15 protein-coding genes are annotated in these 16,078 nt (G+C 67.9%); 8 read left to right on the top strand and 7 right to left on the bottom strand.

Annotation, left to right across the window (positions count from 1 at the left end):
• Positions 1-7: 7 nt before the first annotated feature.
• The 4 genes from ACQ754_RS04920 to ACQ754_RS04905 all read right to left on the bottom strand — a co-directional run bounded on the left by ACQ754_RS04920 (position 8) and on the right by ACQ754_RS04905 (position 4,265).
• Entirely contained in the window at positions 8-1,177 is a 1,170-nt protein-coding gene (locus ACQ754_RS04920) for an acetyl-CoA acetyltransferase (protein WP_440995884.1), read from the bottom strand.
• Between the two features lie 26 nt (positions 1,178-1,203).
• Positions 1,204-2,730 (bottom strand): AMP-binding protein, encoded by a 1,527-nt coding sequence (locus ACQ754_RS04915; protein ID WP_440995883.1) that lies wholly within the window; start codon positions 2,728-2,730, stop codon positions 1,204-1,206.
• Positions 2,731-2,828: 98 nt separating this feature from the next.
• Complete coding sequence (locus tag ACQ754_RS04910; RefSeq protein ID WP_440995882.1) at positions 2,829-3,458, bottom strand: glutathione S-transferase family protein; 630 nt, start codon at positions 3,456-3,458, stop codon at positions 2,829-2,831.
• A gap of 3 nt (positions 3,459-3,461) precedes the next feature.
• Entirely contained in the window at positions 3,462-4,265 is an 804-nt protein-coding gene (locus ACQ754_RS04905) for an SDR family NAD(P)-dependent oxidoreductase (protein WP_440995881.1), read from the bottom strand.
• Positions 4,266-4,493: 228 nt separating this feature from the next.
• Here ACQ754_RS04905 and ACQ754_RS04900 point away from each other — a divergent pair, with 228 nt between their 5' ends.
• Positions 4,494-4,820: a hypothetical protein gene (locus tag ACQ754_RS04900; protein WP_440995880.1), complete on the top strand. Its 327-nt coding sequence runs from the start codon at positions 4,494-4,496 to the stop codon at positions 4,818-4,820.
• 92 nt (positions 4,821-4,912) lie between these two features.
• Here ACQ754_RS04900 and ACQ754_RS04895 read toward each other — a convergent pair whose 3' ends face one another.
• Positions 4,913-6,562 carry an acyl-CoA synthetase gene (locus tag ACQ754_RS04895; protein ID WP_440995879.1) on the bottom strand — a complete coding sequence of 550 codons (1,650 nt, stop codon included), beginning with the start codon at positions 6,560-6,562 and terminating at the stop codon, positions 4,913-4,915.
• 180 nt (positions 6,563-6,742) lie between these two features.
• On the opposite strand from ACQ754_RS04895, the gene ACQ754_RS04890 reads away from it, so the two are divergent.
• The 3 genes from ACQ754_RS04890 (at position 6,743) to ACQ754_RS04880 (ending at position 11,978) form a co-directional block, all read left to right on the top strand.
• Entirely contained in the window at positions 6,743-7,066 is a 324-nt protein-coding gene (locus tag ACQ754_RS04890; RefSeq protein ID WP_440995878.1) for a hypothetical protein, read from the top strand.
• 170 nt (positions 7,067-7,236) lie between these two features.
• Positions 7,237-8,520 carry a metallophosphoesterase family protein gene (locus ACQ754_RS04885; RefSeq protein ID WP_440995877.1) on the top strand — a complete coding sequence of 428 codons (1,284 nt, stop codon included), beginning with the start codon at positions 7,237-7,239 and terminating at the stop codon, positions 8,518-8,520.
• Positions 8,517-11,978 carry a hypothetical protein gene (locus ACQ754_RS04880; protein WP_440995876.1) on the top strand — a complete coding sequence of 1,154 codons (3,462 nt, stop codon included), beginning with the start codon at positions 8,517-8,519 and terminating at the stop codon, positions 11,976-11,978. The genes ACQ754_RS04885 and ACQ754_RS04880 overlap by 4 nt, the downstream gene beginning before the upstream one ends.
• Before the next feature lie 58 nt (positions 11,979-12,036).
• Here ACQ754_RS04880 and ACQ754_RS04875 read toward each other — a convergent pair whose 3' ends face one another.
• Positions 12,037-12,375 carry a c-type cytochrome gene (locus ACQ754_RS04875; RefSeq protein WP_440995875.1) on the bottom strand — a complete coding sequence of 113 codons (339 nt, stop codon included), beginning with the start codon at positions 12,373-12,375 and terminating at the stop codon, positions 12,037-12,039.
• A 59-nt stretch (positions 12,376-12,434) separates the two neighbouring features.
• Complete coding sequence (locus ACQ754_RS04870; protein WP_440995874.1) at positions 12,435-13,709, bottom strand: PQQ-dependent sugar dehydrogenase; 1,275 nt, start codon at positions 13,707-13,709, stop codon at positions 12,435-12,437.
• A 280-nt stretch (positions 13,710-13,989) separates the two neighbouring features.
• Between ACQ754_RS04870 and pqqA the strand changes: the two genes are divergently transcribed.
• From pqqA to pqqD, 4 genes are read left to right on the top strand one after another with little or no spacing between them, the layout of a single operon-like run.
• Positions 13,990-14,109, top strand: coding sequence for a pyrroloquinoline quinone precursor peptide PqqA (pqqA, locus tag ACQ754_RS04865; RefSeq protein ID WP_440995873.1), 120 nt, complete (start codon positions 13,990-13,992; stop codon positions 14,107-14,109).
• A gap of 40 nt (positions 14,110-14,149) precedes the next feature.
• Positions 14,150-15,064 (top strand): pyrroloquinoline quinone biosynthesis protein PqqB, encoded by a 915-nt coding sequence (gene pqqB / locus ACQ754_RS04860; RefSeq protein ID WP_440995872.1) that lies wholly within the window; start codon positions 14,150-14,152, stop codon positions 15,062-15,064.
• On the top strand, positions 15,039-15,812 hold the full coding sequence (gene pqqC, locus ACQ754_RS04855; RefSeq protein WP_440995871.1) for a pyrroloquinoline-quinone synthase PqqC: 774 nt from the start codon (positions 15,039-15,041) through the stop codon (positions 15,810-15,812). The genes pqqB and pqqC overlap by 26 nt, the downstream gene beginning before the upstream one ends.
• Complete coding sequence (pqqD, locus tag ACQ754_RS04850) at positions 15,809-16,078, top strand: pyrroloquinoline quinone biosynthesis peptide chaperone PqqD (RefSeq protein ID WP_440995870.1); 270 nt, start codon at positions 15,809-15,811, stop codon at positions 16,076-16,078. The genes pqqC and pqqD overlap by 4 nt, the downstream gene beginning before the upstream one ends.

Below are 16,078 nucleotides of genomic sequence, written 5' to 3'. Positions count from 1 at the left end.
GGTCGGGTCAGCGGGCTCGCTCGAGCACGCTGGCGTAGTTGGCGACGGCGACGCCACCCATGTTGAACACGCCCGCAAGCTCGGCGCCGGGGATCTGCATGGCGCCGGCCTCGCCGGTTAGCTGTTTGGCGGCCATGACGTGCATGGACACACCCGTGGCACCGACGGGGTGGCCCTTGGCCTTGAGCCCGCCGGAGGGATTGATGGGCAGGCGCCCGTCGGGCTCGACCCAGCCCTCCTCTATGGCGCGACGTCCCTGGCCCCGGGGAGCTAGGCCGATGGCTTCATAGATCAAGAGCTCGGCGATGGTGAAGCAGTCATGGACCTCGGCAAAAGAGAGGTCCTCGAGACCGACGCCGGCCTGTTCCATAGCATTGCCCCAGGCGTAGGCGGCGCCCTCTAGACGGGTGAGGTCGCGCCGTTCCATCGGCATGAGCTCAGTGGCTTGCACGCGGGAACGAAAGCCTACCGCCCGTGACGCTCCGGTCAGCCCGGAGGCGTCGGAGAGCACTACGGCGGCGGCACCGTCGGAAACCGGAGAGCAGTCGGTGCGCCGCAGTGGTGGGGCGACTACCGGGTTCTTCTCCGAGGTCGTATTGCAGAAGTCGAAGCCGATGTCCTTCTGCAGGTGCGCGTGCGGATTGCGGGTGCCGTTACGATGATTCTTGGCGGCGATGCGGGCGAGCACGTCGGTCTGCTCGCCATATGCCGCGAAGTAAGCCTGTGCGATGCGGGCGAACACCCCGGCAAAGCCGAGCTCGGTGTCCGCCAGATCGCTCTTGCGGTAGCTGGCACCTAGCAGACTGTCCGCGACCTGCGCCGCGCCGGCATCGGTCATCTTCTCCACGCCCACGACCAAGACTCGGTGGCCGGCACCGCTAGCGAGGTAGTTCAGCCCCTGGTGCAGGGCCGCGGACCCACTGGCGCAGGCGTTCTCCACGCGGGTGGCGGGTTTGAAGCGCAGCCGCTCGTCGAGCTGCAGCACGAGCGGCGCGCAGAAGTCCTGGGGGCTCATGCCGCTATTGAAGTGTCCGAGGAACACGGCATCGATCTCCTCGGCCGCGGTGCCGGCATCCGCCAATGCCTCGCCGGCGGCGTCGACGATGAGGGATTCGATGTCGCGGTCGGCGAGTTTTCCGAACGGGGTATGTCCCCACCCGATCATGTAGTGTTCCATGCTGACCTCTCGGTGCTGTCGCGCGGTTACTGGCGCAGCCATTCGCGCAGGGTGTTCTTGACGATCTTCCCGTAGGCGTTCTTGGGCAGCTCGTCGACGAAGTGATATTCCCTGGGTCGCTTGAAGCGGGCGATGCGCTCGACGCAGTGACGGTCTAAGGTTTTGGCGTCCACCTCGGCGCCGTTGGCCGCCACGACGAAGGCGACCACCGTCTCCCCCCACTCCGGATCCGGACGGCCGATCACCGATACCTCGAAGACGCTGGGGTGGGTAAGCAGTGCGTCCTCCACCTCGCGGGTGTAGATGTTGGTGCCGCCGCTGATGATCACGTCCTTGGAGCGGTCCTTGAGGTAGAGTAGGCCGCGCTCGTCGAGGCAACCGCGATCGCCGGTGTAGAGCCACCCGTCTACCACCGTTTTGTGGGTGGCATCGGGGTTGTTCCAGTAGCCGAGCATGACCGGATCGCCGCGGACGATGATTTCCCCTACCTCGCCGGTGGGCAGGCGCCGGCCCTGCTCGTCGACGATGCGCACCTCTACCACGGCCTGCGGCATGCCCACCGAGGCGAGGCGGTACTCGCGTTCGGGATGGTCGAAGTGCGCATGCAAGCTGCGGGACTTGGCGGTGATGGTCATGGGGCTTTCGCCCTGGCCGTAGATCTCGGCGAGGCGGTGGCCGAAGATTGCCGTTGCCTCGCGCAGGTCGGCGAGATACATCGGGCCGCCACCGTAAATGATGGTGCGCACCGCGCTGACATCGGCATCGCGCTCGCGCACCCGCTGGCCAAGCCGTTTGACCATGGTTGGGGCCGCGAAGAAGGAAACCCTTCGATGGGCGGTGAGGAGGTCGCAGACCTCATCGGCATCGAAGCCGCCGCTCTCCGGGATTACCTGTAGCGCCGCCGCGACCACATTCGGAATGCAATACAGGCCGGAGCCGTGGGAGAGGGGGGCGGCGTGGAGGATGGTGTCCCCCACATCCACCGACTCCACGTCGATGAAGTAGCCGCTGGTCATGGCCATGAGGTTGCGATGGGAGAGCATCGCCCCCTTGGGGATCCCGGTTGTTCCGCTGGTATAGAACAACCATGCGAGGTCATCGGGTGCTCGCTCGGTGAGAGGAAGCGGTTGTTCCTGGAACCATTGTTCGAAGGCCGCTGAATCGGTGTCGATCACCGTCTCCAACCCGTCCGCGTCTTGGCGGGCGGTGTTGACCGTCCCGACCAGGTCGGAGGTCGCGAAGCAGATGCGGGCCGAGCTATGACTGAGGATGTAGCCAAGCTCAGCGGCGGCGAGCTTGGCGTTGACGGGCACTACCACGAGGCCGGCGTGCCAGGCCGCAAACAGGATCTCCAGATACGCCGGCGCGTTCTTCATGAACAGCGCCACGCGATCGCCTTCATTGAGGCCGGCCGGTCCACGCAGTGCGCCGGCCAGGGATGCCACCCGCCTGGCGAACGCACCATAGTTGGCCAAGTTTCGTTCGCCGTGCGCGATGGCGGGCTGCTCCGGAAACGTCCGGCCGGCCCGCTCAAGTAGCGATGCCAGATTCAAACTCCCCTCCTCCGGTCCGTCGTAGTCGACTTCTCTTGATGCGATCAGGCTAGGCGTGTGGACCCCGTGGAATCACCCCTCGAAAGGGGGGAACGGTCTTAGAATGGCTGCGTCATGATCCGCGACTGGAACGCCCGGTGTTCTCGGTAGCGCTGGTAGAGCGCAGCCAGGTGGGGTTGCTCGGCGCTCGCTGACGGCTCTAGAAGGAGCCATCGGTGGAGGAACGGTCCAATAGCGATGTCAGCGACTGTGAGTTCCGCACCAACGATATATTCCGTGCCACCGTTGCCTAACCAAACCTCAAGGATCTGGAAATTATCCATTGTTCTCTGCCGACCCGCCTCGATTGCCATATGGTCGCGTTCATCCTCGGCAGTCCGGGCCAGTCCGATGAAGAACGGCAGCATAGGGGGCCAGAGCGTGGCGAGCTGCCAGTCCATCCACTGATCGATGAGGGCTCGCTCGGAGGGGGTATTGCCGTACCGCGCTGAGGGCAGCGCGGTACGGACCAGATGGCGTAGGATAGCGTTGGATTCCCACAGGGTGAGTCCGTCGTCTTCCAGCACCGGGACCAGCCCATTGGGGTTGCGCGCCAGCAGTTCTTGCCGGGTCTCGGGCTCCCGCGTGCCGCCCGCATCGCGGTGCTGCCAGGGAGTATCCAGGTCATCCAGCAGCCATAGCACCTTTTGGACGTTGGCGGAGTTCCGCCTGCCCCAGACCGTAATCACGGTTCAGGCCATCTTGCAGGTGATGCCGCCGTCGACGACGAGATTCTGCCCCGTGATGTAGCGGGCCTCGTCGGAGGCGAGGAAAACCATGGCGTTGGCCACATCCCAGGCGTCTCCCATGGTGCCGGTCGGACACTGGGTATTGCGCTTTTCGACCATCTCTCGCTGATCTGTGGCGGAGTATCCTTCTTTTAGGCCCTGGTAGATCATGGGCGTGTCCATCAGGCCCGGGAGGATGCAATTGGCACGTATGCCACGATCGGCGTACTGCAGCGCGACGCTCTGGCAGAGCTGCGCCACGGCAGCCTTGGTGGTGCTGTAGCTGACGTAGGGCACACCCGTGTAGCGGATTCCCGCGATGGAGCCGGTTACCAGGATGACACCGCTGCCCTGGTGCTCCATGAGTGGTAGGGCGTGCTTGCACACTAGGAAGGCGCTGGTGAGGTTGATGTCGAGTACGCGGTGCCAGTCCTTCTCCTCCAGCTCCACCGGACCGCCCAAGGCGACGATGCCGATGTTGTGGTGGACTACGTCCAGACGGCCATAGGTGGCGATGGCGTGCTCCATCATGGCTTGTACGGTGTCCGAGTCCGTCGCATCGCCCTCGAAGGGGGAGGCTTCTCGGCCCTCGTCGTGGATGATCTGGACTGTCTCGCGGGCAGCATCGCCGTTGATATCGACGGCAATGACTTTAGCCCCCTCACGGGCCGCCTGGACAGCCGCGGCCTTGCCGTTGCCCCAGCCGGGCCCAATGGAGCCCGCGCCGATTACCATGACCACCCGATCTTCGAGTCGTTGTGCGCGCATGGCCTCCTCCTATGTGTCCGTTATTGATCTTAGTGCCGGCAACATAAGCATGGAGGGCTGGGCTTTCACCCCTCTAAAGGGGGGAAGCGACAGGGGGTGATGGCGGTCGTCGATCAGGGTGTGTAGAACCCCGTATTCGCCTCGTAATCCTGCGGATAGTTCCCCTTCGGACTATCGGCCAGACTGTGCTCGAAGCTTGAGATCACGGAAACCGAAGGAGGAACCGCCATGAAACACTTCGTTATTGCTTCTGCCGCCGCCGTCGCGATTCTCGGTCTGGGCCAGGCCCAGGCGGGCCCGCTGGGGGGCAAGATCCTCGCGCAGGATTTCAACATCGGTGCCAGCGGCGCCGCCGGTGTGAGCCACTTCAGCGCCGATGCCGGTGCGCGGCCCGCCGACCGGGTGGTGCTCGGCGGCTACGTCGGCCCGCAGGACCTGCGCGGCGGGCGTGACGCCGAGGCCCGGGCGGTGCATTCCGCCCCCGAGGTCGCCGGCGATGGCCTGATCCGCGCCTTCGGAAAGCGCGGCCCGGTCAGTGGCAGGCAGGCCGGCTGAGGCGCTTGCCGAGCACGCATCCCTTCCCTCCGCGTCCCCTTTTGCGCCGGCCCCTAGGCCGGCGCCCCTTTTTGCCGCCAGGGGTGCCCCCCTTATTGACCCGCCGGAGATGACATCTCCCGGGCCTGCTGGCGCAGGCTGTACTTCTGGATCTTGCCGGTGGAGGTGCGCGGGATGTCCGCGAAGATCACCCCTCGCGGGCATTTGAAGCCGGCCAGCCGCTCCCGGCAGTGCGCGATGAGCTGTTCGGCGTCCACCTCGAGGTGGCCCTGTCGCCGCTCCACGAAGGCCACGGGGGTCTCGCCCCACTTGTCGTCCGGCGCTGCCACCACGGCACAAGCCTCGACGGCGGGATGGTCATAGAGGGCGTTTTCCACCTCGATGGAGGAGATGTTCTCGCCGCCGGAGATGATGATGTCCTTAGCCCGGTCACGGAGCTGGATGTAGCCGTCGCCATGTACCACCCCCAGGTCCCCGGTGTGGAACCACCCGTGCCGGAAGGCTTCTTCGGTGGCCTCGGGGTTTTTCAGGTAGCCCTTCATGGTGATGTTGCCACGGGTCCATACCTCGCCCAGGGTCTCTCCGTCCCAGGGCACGGGCGTGCCGGTGTCCGGGTCGACCACGGCGAGGTCCTCCTGGACGGGATAGGTGACGCCCTGACGGGACTTCCTGTCGGCCTTCTCCTCGTCCCCCAGGGCATCCCATTCCGGCTTCCAGGCACAAACCACCGCCGGGCCGTAGATCTCCGTCAGTCCGTAGACGTGGGTGACGTCCACGCCAAGGGCTTCCATGCGGGCGAGCACGCTGGACGGCGGTGGCGCCGCGGCGGTCATCATGTGTACCTGTTGCGGGAACGCGCGGCGCTGTTGCTCCGGTGCCTCCAGCAGCATCTGCATGACGATGGGGGCGCCGCACAGGTGGGTCACGCCGTGATTCGCCAGCGCGTCGTGGATCGCCGCCGGGGCCACCCGGCGCAGGCAGACGTTCACCCCCGCCACCGCTGCCAGGGTCCAGGGGAAGCACCAGCCGTTGCAGTGGAACATGGGCAGCGTCCAGAGATACACGGGGTGGCGGCCCATGTCCCAGGCGAGCACGTTGCCCATGGCGTTGAGGTAGGCGCCGCGGTGGTGATAGACGACCCCCTTGGGGTTGCCGGTGGTCCCGGAGGTGTAGTTCAGGCTGATGGCCTCCCACTCGTCCTCCGGCATGCGCCAGTCGAATTCCGGGTCGCCGCCGGCCAGGAAGGCCTCGTAGTCCAGCTCCCCGAGGCGTTCGCCGCCGGGGCCCTCGGGGTCGTCGATGTCCACCACCAGCGGCGGGCGATCGAGCCGGTCCAGGGCCTCCCGGATTACCGGCGCGAACTCCGTGTCCGTGATCAGCACCCGGGCCTCGCCGTGATGAAGGCTGTAGGCGATGGTGGCGGCGTCCAGGCGTACGTTCAGGGCATTGAGCACTGCGCCGGCCATCGGCACGCCGAAGTGCGCCTCCCACAGCGGCGGGATATTCGGTGCCATTACGGCCACCGTGTCGCCGGGGCCGATGCCGTGGTGGCTCAACGCGGACGCCAGCCTGCGGCAGCGCCGGTAGGCCTCCGCCCAGTCGTAGCAGAGGCCGCCGTGGACCATTGCCGGATAATCCGGATAGACGGCAGCGCTACGGCGCAGAAAGCTCAGTGGGGTCAGCGGGACGTGGTTCGCGGGGTTCTGCCCTAAGTCCTGGTCAAATATGCCGGCGCCGGTCATGCGTTCCTCCTCGTGGGTCTGTCGTTTTCAGTGAGGGTATCGGATGGACTCTGCCCGCTGCACGTCGTGCCTGCGTGGAACCCCGTATTCGCCTCGTAATCCTACGGATAGTTCCCCTTCGGACTATCGGCCAGACTGTGCTCGAAGCTTGAGATCACGGAAACCGAAGGAGGAACCGCCATGAAACACTTCGTTATTGCTTCTGCCGCCGCCGTCGCGATTCTCGGTCTGGGCCAGGCCCAGGCGGGCCCGCTGGGGGGCAAGATCCTCGAACAGGACCTCAACATCGGTGCCAGCGGCGCCGCGGGTGTGAGCCACTTCAGCGCCGATGCCGGTGCGCGGCCCGTCGACCGGGTGGTACTCGGCGGCTACGTCGGCCCGCAGGACCTGCGCGGCGGGCGTGACGCCGAGGCTCGGGCGGTGCATTCCGCCCCCGAGGTCGCCGGCGATGGCCTGATCCGCGCCTTCGGCAAGGGCAATCCCGGCAGTGACTACGCCGGCTGAGCCCATGCCGCATCGCCTCTCTCTCCTGTAGGGGTTCACTGTGTCCCCTTTTTGCGCCGGCCCCGTGCCGGCGCCGCTTTTTGTGTCCTCGATTTCTCCGTGACTTGCCATGCCCCGATGCCCTTGCTATACGAGGGCCCTCGTTTCATGGAAGTGGCAGGGAAGCAGGCATGCAGCTGCTCTGCGTGGGGGATATCCATCTTGGCCGCCAGGCCTCGCGTCTGCCCTCCGAGGTCCTGGAGCGTTTCCGCGGGTGGGAGCTCTCGCCCGCCGGCGCCTGGCGCCGGACGGTGGAAGAGGCGCTGCGCCGGGGCGTGGACGCGGTTCTGCTCGCCGGTGACGTGGTCGAGCAGAACGACGACTTCTACGAGGCCTATGCCGACTTGCGCGAGGGCGTGGCGGAGCTCGCCGGCGCGGGCGTGGCGGTGCTCGCGGTGGCCGGCAACCACGACGTCGAGGTCCTGCCCCGGCTCGCCGACAGTATCCCGGAATTCCGGCTCCTCGGCCGGGGAGGCCGCTGGGAGGCCGAAACGCTGCAGGGTGGTGACGGCGGCCGGGTACGGGTCCTGGGCTGGTCGTTCCCCGGCGAGGTGGTCACCACCAGCCCCCTGGCCGAGGGCGTCCCCGATGCCGGTACGGGCGCTGTCCCCAGCATCGGAGTGCTCCATTGTGACCGTGACCAGACCGGCAGCCATCATGCCCCGGTCCGATTGGCGGAGCTGGAGGCGGCGCCGGTGGACGCCTGGCTGCTCGGCCATATCCACCGACCGGATGCGCTGGCTGCGCCGCGTCCGATCGGCTATCTCGGTTCGCTCACCGGGATGGACCCGGGGGAGTCCGGGCCCCACGGTCCTTGGCTACTGGAGGTGACGGGTGGTGAGCTGGCTATCGGGCAGATCCCGCTGGCGCCGTTGCGCTGGGAGGAAGTGGCCGTCCCGCTGGATGACCTGGATGACCCCGCCGGGGTGCACCTGCGTATCACCCATGCCCTGGACGCCATCCACCAGCGGATCGCCGCCGGCGCGGCCCGCCCCCGGGCGGTGGGATGCCGGTTGCGGCTCACCGGCCGCAGCGAGCATCGCCAGGCGGTCCAGCGGATCCTGAGTGCCGACGATCCCCGCGCGATGGTGCAGGAGCGCGAGGGCATCGTCTATTTCATCGAGCGGTGGCGCCTCGAGGCCCTGCCGGCCATGGACCTGGAGGCCCTGGCGAACAACAGTGACCCCGTCGGCCTGTTGGCGCGTAAGCTCCTGATTCTCCGTGGCGAGGACGGCCCGGAACGCCGGGCGCTGATCACGGAGGCCCAACGGCGCATGGTCAGCCGGGTCCACGAGCGCGACTTCGCGCCCCTGGGGGCACCGGAACCGGATCCCGACGAGGTGGCGTCGATCCTCGAACGTGCCGCCCTGGAGGGCCTGGACGGCCTGCTCACCCAGCGGGAGGGCGCCGAGTGAGGTTGCGCGCCCTTGCCATCGAGCGGCTCCCCGGCATCCGTCCCGGTTTTACCGTCGAGGAGCTGTCCTCGGGGGTCAATGTAGTGGTGGGGCCCAACGCCTCGGGCAAGTCCAGCCTGGTGCGTGGCTTGCGGGCCGCCCTCTACCGGGAGGAACTCCACCGGCTCCCGGTTACCGTGGAGGCGGTCTTCGACAGCGACCGTGGCGAGCTGCGGGCGGTGCGCCAGGGGGATCAGCTGCTCTGGCAGCAGGCAGGTGAGCCGGTGGAGCCGCCGCCACTGCCCCAGCATCGCTTCCTGCCCTGCTTTCTCCTGCGGGTGGAGGATCTGCTCGCCGACGACCACGAGACCGACCGGCAGATCGCCACGCGCCTCGCCCGGGAGCTGGCGGGGGGCTACGACATCCCCGCGCTGCGCGAGGCCGAACCGTTTCGCGTGGGGGCCCGCCACGGCCAGCGGGAGCGGAAGGCGCTGGAGAAGGCGCGCGGGCAGCTGCGGGCGGCGCAGAGGCACCACGCCGAGCTGCGTGGGGACGAGGCGCGTCTGGATGAGCTGCGCCGCAAACAGGTGGCCGCGGAGGAGGCCGCGCTGGAGCAGACTCGCTGCGAGCGGGCCCTGGAGCTGCTGGAGGCACGGCGCGGGCGCCGGGCACTGGAGGCGGAGCTGGGGGGCTTCCCGCCGGATATGGAGCGCCTGCAGGGCAACGAGGCGGACGTCCTGGCGCAGTGGCGGCGCAAGCCCGACGAGCAGGCGGCGGAGCTGGATCGGCTGCGCCGTGGTCGGGCGGAAGCGCAGGGGCGCCTGGACGAGGCCGGATTGCCCGACGGCGGTCCCACCGAGGCCACCCTCGCGGACCACCGCGGGGCCCTGCAGCGATTGCAGCGCCTGGAGGCGCAAATCGAGCACCAGCGCGAGGCGCTGCGCGGCGCCCGGGCCGAGCGGGATCAGGCGGTGGAGGCGTTGGGTGGTGCCAGCGGTGCGGCGGTACGCATCGACCCCGCCACGATCCGGCGCGTGGGCGAGGCCCTGGAGGAGAAGCGTCGCCTCGAAGCCACCGTCACGGCACTGGAGCGTGAGCACGAGCGCCTGCCCCCCGAAGACGGTGACCCCACCGGGGAGATCGAGCGGCTCATGGCCGGGCGGCGCGAGCTGCTGCAGTGGCTCGCTGCCCCTACGGATCCGCCCTGGACGCGCCGTCGGCTGCTCGGCGCCGTGTCCACGGCGGTGGCCTTCGCGGTGGCGCTGGCGGCCGCCGCGGTGGGGTTGCATTGGGGCCTCTCCGTCCTGCTCGTCCCCTTCGTCCTGGGCGCCTGGATGACGTTCCCGCAAGCGGCGGGGGCGGCGGAGCGTGGGGACGCGCGCCGGCGCTTCGAGGCACTGGGGATTGCCGGCCCCGAGGCCTGGGAAGCGGAAGGCGTCCGCCAATGCCTTAGTGACCTGGACCGGGCGCTCCAGGAGGCGCGCGGGCGGGAGGCGGATCAACGTCGCCGGGAAGCGCTCGGCCGGGAGCTGGACCGCCGCCGTGGCGAGCGCGATGAATTGCTGGGGCGGTTGCAGCGCCTGGCAGCGGAGGTGGGTTACGACACGACACGCCACGATGCCGAATTGCTGCGCTGGTTGCAGCTCACCCACGACCACGACCAGGCCGCGCGCCGGGTGGGGGAGTTGGAGCGCGCCTTGGAGGCGCAGGAGGGCGAGGCCCAGGATTTACGCGAACAGGCCGGGTCTTTCCTCGCCGCCTACGGTGAGACGCCGGAGGTGGAACAGCCGGGGGGGGACACACTGCTGGCCCGCCTGGAGAACCTGGCCGAGCGCAGTCGCCGACATCGCGAGGCGGAGACGAACATCGCTAGGGCGGACCAGGACATCGCGCGCGTCGAGCGCGAGCGCCGCGCCGCCGAGGAGGCCATTACCGCCGTCTTCATCGGGGCCGGGCTCGAGGACGGTGACGACGCCGGTCTGCGCCAGCGCCTGGAGCGGCTCGGTCAGTGGCGGCAGCGCCGTGACGACCTCGGGGAGGCCCGACTATTGGAGCGACAGCGCCGCGAGGCCTTGGGTGAGGCGGGCGGTCTGATGGCAGCGGTGGAGGCCGACGACGAGGAGGGGCTGCAACGTCGCCGGGATGCCGCCCGCGAGCGCGCCGGGGAACGCGATGAGCTCCTCCGCGAGATCGCGCGCATCGAGGAGGCGATCCGCCGTGCCGGCGCCGAGCGGGCCCTGGAGGAGGCCCGTGCCGGGGAACAAGGGGCCGCGGACGCCCTGCGCGAACGGCTGGACGAGGCCCTGTTCGCCGAAGCCGGGCAGCTGCTCCTCGACCGTGTGCAGGAGGAGCACGAGCGCAGCAGCCGGCCCCCGGCCCTGCGCCGTGCCGGGGAGTGGTTTGCCCACTTCACCCACCACCACTATCAACTGGACTTCAGCGCGGACGGCGGCACCCGGTTCGCCGCCGTAGAGTCGGCCACGGGGGAACGGCGGAATCTGGCCGCGTTGTCCAGCGGCACGCGGATGCAGCTATTGCTCGCGGTGCGCGTGGCCTTCGCCCTGGAGGTGGAGCGGGGCGCCGAATCGCTGCCGCTGGTCCTCGACGAGGCCCTGACCACCGCCGACCCGGAGCGTTTCCGCGCCGCCGTGGAGAGCCTGCACGCCCTGGCCGACAGTGGCCGGCAGGTGTTCTATCTCACCGCCCAGCCCGGCGACCTCGCCTATTGGCAGGAGCGGGATCCGCAAGTGCACTGGGTCGACCTGGCCCGACTGCGCCGGCGCGCCGGGGCGGTGGAGGCGCCCGAGGCGCTGGCGTTGCCGCCCACCGCCGAGGTCCCGGCGCCGCAGGGCCGCACCGCCGAGGACTACGCCATGGCCCTGGGGGTCCCGCCAGTGGCCCCCTGGGAGCCGCCCGAGTCACTGCATCTTTTCCACCTGCTGCGGGATGACCTGGGGCTGTTGTACCGGCTGATCTGCGCGGGGATTGGCCGTCTCGGTGCGTTGGAGTCCCTCCTGGGCTCGCCGGCGGCCAACACGCTGCTGGACGACGAGGAGAAGGGCCTCCTGCGCCGCCGTGCCGCCGGTGCGCGGGCCTGGCTTGAGGCTTGGCGGGAGGGGCGGGGACGGCCCGTGGACCGCGACGCCCTGGAGGCCTCCGGGGCGGTCAGCGAGACCTTCATCGACCGGGTGGATGCCCTGAACCGGGAGCTCGGCGGGGACGCCCGGGCATTGCTGGATGCCCTGGAGGCGGGGGCGGTCAGTCGTTTCCGCAGCAACGCCCGCGAAGAGCTGGAGGAATGGCTCCGCGAGCACGAGCATCTGGATGGGCGCGAGGTGCTGGATGAGGCGGCGTTGAAGCTGCGCGTCCTGGCAGCCATGGGCGGGGCGGACACCAGCGCCGATGCCGTGGCGGGGGAGGCACAGTGGCTCGCTGATGCCCTCGCCGCGGTTGTTTCGGATTCGCAGTCCTCCCCGTGACCGGGACCTGCGTATCGTGCCGTGGGGCAGGTGCCGGGCACCTGATCACGACCCCCCGCTATGGCAGATCTGGCAGCTTTACCTCCAGCTCGATGGCGGAGTACCAGGCGGCCAGATCGGCGATTTCCTCGTCGCTGAGCTCCTTGGCAATTACGTTCATCTGGGGATGTCGGCGCTTGCCGCTGCGGAAGGCCTCGAGCTGGTTGCGCAGATACATTGCGTTCTGTCCGGCCAGGTTCCCTGCATCGGGCTGGCGCGCGATCCCGTCAAGGCCGTGACAGGCTACGCACTGACCGGCAGCGTCGCGGCCGGCGGCAGGGTCACCAGCCTGGACGGTGCCGGCCATGAGCAGGGTGCCCAGCAACAACATGAGCGCCCTCGGGGTACTCCAGTTCATGGTCCTCTCCAGCGTGAGAGCCCCGGCGCCCGTGCGGGCGCCGGGAAGGCGCGGGTGTCTTATTCCTCGGTACCCGTGTAGGCAATGCGGTAGATGGCACCGGTCAGGTCGTCGGAGACCAGGATGGAGCCATCCAGGAACTGCACTACGTCGACCGGCCGGCCGAGGTATTCGCCGGTCTCCTCGTCGAGCCAGCCGTCGGCGAAGACCTCATGGGTACCGGCGCTGCCGTCCTCCTCGACGCTGGTGAACATCACCCGTGCGCCAATGGGCTCGGAGCGGTTCCAGGAACCATGCTGGGCATTGAGTATGCCGCCCCGGTACTTTTCCGGAAACTGGCGCCCGGTGTAGAAGGTCATCCCCAGGTCCGCGGCGTGGGGCGCCGTTTCCACCTCGGGGAAGATCACGTCCTCGGGGGGCTCGGAATCCTGGTACTCGTTGGTGCGCACGTCCCCGCCGCCGTACCAGGGGAAGCCGAAGTGCTGGCCCTTGGCCGTGGCCCGGTTGATCTCGCCGGGCGGGATGTCGTCACCCATGCCGTCGACCTGGTTGTCGGTGAACCAGAGCTCGCCGTTGGCCGGGTTGAAGTCGAGCCCTACCGAGTTGCGGATGCCGAGCGCATAGACCTCGCGGTCGCTGCCGTCGCGATTCATGCGAATGATGCCGCCGAGGCCGACTTCGTTGTACAGCTCCATCTTCTCGGCGGGTGGGACGTTGTAGGGCTGGCCGAGGGTGATGTAGAGCTTGTTGTCCGGGCCAATGTCGCAAGTTCGGGCACCGTGATTGAAGGACTCCTCCTCCTCCGGCACCAGTTGGTCGGCGACCACCCCGATGGCGACGTCCGGGCTCTCGTAGAAGAATTCCGCCGCGGGGAAGACCAGCACACGATTGTGCTCCGCGACATAGAGGATGCCGTCGCGGGAGAAGCACACCCCGTTCGGCACCTTCATATCCACGGAGGGCGCGAACACCTTCACCTCGTCGGCGACCCGGTCCTTGTCCCGGTCAGTGACCGCATAGACCTTGGTCTTTCGGGTACCGACATAGACCACGCCTACGTTGTTACCCACCGCCATGTGACGGGCATCGGGAACGATTGCGTAGAGATCGATCTCGAAACCCCGAGGCAAGTTGATCTCCTCGAGGATTCGCCGGATGTTGGCCGCCCGTTCTTCGGACTGGGTGACCGTTTCGATCTCGAGGTCGGTGCCGGTGGTTTTGAAATCTTGCAGCCGCTCGATGTTCGGGTCGAGCTGCTGCGCCGTCGCGCCGCCGATGCCGCCAATGAGCAGTCCCGCCAGCGACAACGCACAGAGGGATTGTTTACCAGTCATGGGCATTCTCTCCTCGCATGAATTTCTTGTCTTCGGCCCGGCAAGAGGTTCATCCATGGTACTTATTCAGACTTGGCATGGAGCGGTGTATGGCCAGGACCGCGAACACACGTATAGTCCATGGATATCCCCAGTGCCAACGCCGGGCCCCGTCAACCCAAAGGTGGACCGTGCCCTTTGATGCAACGTAAACAGGCGAGTATCGGCGCGTGCACGTATGCGGGGCGGGAATGGGGTGGCACGCTGTGCTGGCCGCTGGCCACTGTTACACTGAAGATACATGGCACCGCTTGGGCCATGGACTTCACCTGAGGAGGAGATCGATATGCGTTGGAGCAAGCCCGCTTATCAGGAGCTGCGTCTCGGCTTCGAGATCAACCTGTACATAACGGCCCGCTGAGGTCGCCGGGGGTGGTGTTCCCGCCCCCGCTCCGATCGCCATGCGAATTCGCGTGCTCGGCTCTGCTGCCGGTGGGGGCTTCCCCCAGTGGAATTGCAATTCCCCCCGCTGTGTCGAGGCCCGCAGCGGCCGATTGGTGGGGGAGCGCCGCACGCAGTCGTCCATTGCGCTGTCCGGAGACGACCGGCACTGGCTGCTGGTGAATGCCTCTCCGGATATCCGCCAACAGATCATCGACAACCCGCCTCTGTATCCGCGGGGCGCGATCCGCAGCAGCGGGATCGCGGCCGTGCTCTTAGTGGACAGCCAGGTCGATCACGTCACCGGCCTGATCATGTTGCGCGAGAGCCGCGAGCCCCTGCCCGTCTACTGCAGTCCCCGGGTCGAGGAGGATCTGCGCACCGGTTTCCCCCTTCTGGAGATGCTCCGGCACTACTGTGGTACGCAGGTCCGCCCCCTGCCCCTGGACGGTCGGTCGGTGGAGCCCGCCGAGACCCCGGGGGTCCGGGTTACTCCGGTCCCCCTGACGAGTAAGCCACCGCCGTACTCGCCGCACCGCGACGATCCGAAACCAGGGGACAACATCGGCCTGGTGATCGACAGCCGGGATTCCGGCCGGCGGGCGTTCTATGCCCCGGGGCTCGGGGCGGTGGAACCCCACTTGAAACCCTGGTTGGAGAGCGCCGATGTGATCCTGGTGGACGGCACCACCTGGACCGACGACGAGATGGAGCGAGTGGTCGGCGGCACCAAGACCGCCCGTGAGATGGGCCATCTGCCGCTGACCGGTGCTGGCGGCATGCTCGAGATACTGGATGCCTACCCCGGGGCGCGGCGGATCCTCATTCACATCAACAACACAAACCCGGTACTCGATCCGGACTCCGCGGAGCGGGCCCGATTGCGGGAGCTGGGCATCGAGGTCGCCCATGACGGCATGGAAATCGAGCTCTGAGGACCCGGCCGGGGAGGCAGGCACGGGGCCGCCTTGGTCGCGGGAGGAATTCGAATCCCGGCTCCGTGCCCTCGGACGGTATTACCATCTGCACCATCCCTTCCAGCAGATGATGGCAGGTGGTGAGCTCGACCGCGCCCAGCTCCAGGGCTGGGTGATTAACCGCTTCTATTACCAGATCAATATCCCGCGCAAGGATGCCGCCGTGCTGGCCAATTGCCCGGACCGTGAGGTCCGCCGCCAGTGGGTGCAGCGGATCCTTGACCATGACGGGCGTGATGACGACGCCGGCGGCATCGAGGCCTGGCTTCGACTCGGCGAGGCCGTGGGCGTGGCCCGCGAGCGCATGCTCTCGCTGGAGGAGGTCCTGCCCGGGGTGCGTTTCGCCGTGGATGCCTATGTCAACTTCGCCCGGCAACGCCCTTGGGAGGAGGCCGTGTGCTCGTCACTGACCGAGCTCTTCGCGCCGGAGGCGCACCGCTCCCGGTTGGCCACGTGGCCGGAGCACTATCCCTGGGTGGATCCCGACGGGCTGGCCTACTTCCGCTCGCGCCTCAGTCAGGCGGGGCGCGACGTGGAACACGGACTGGCACTGACGCTGGCGCATTTCCGCAGCGCGGAGGGCCAGAGGCGGGCGCTGGAGATTTTACGCTTCAAGCTCGACGTGCTCTGGAGCATGCTCGATGCCATGTATCTGGCCTACGTGGTGGGTATGCCGCCCTACCAGGCCGCGGAGGAAGGGGCATGAATCGTGACAGCACCGTGCACCTGCAAACCGGGGTACGGTTGCAGTGGGAGCCCGCGCAGTCCGCCTATGTGCTGCTCTACCCCGAGGGCATGGTTCAGCTCAACGGGCCCGCCGGCGAGATCATGGCCCGCTGCGATGGCCGGACGGTGGCGGCAGTGATTGCCGATTTGGAGCAGGCGTTCCCGGAGGCGGAGCTCGCCGAGGATGTCCTCATGTTCCTGGATGAGGCCGTGGCCAAGGGCTGGTTATACGCGGAGGGAGGCTGA

It is taken from the genome of Arhodomonas sp. SL1 (assembly GCF_052060015.1).
GTDB lineage: Bacteria > Pseudomonadota > Gammaproteobacteria > Nitrococcales > Nitrococcaceae > Arhodomonas.
The sequence above is the reverse complement of the archived record's forward strand: the minus strand, read 5'-3'. Positions and strand labels throughout refer to the sequence as shown.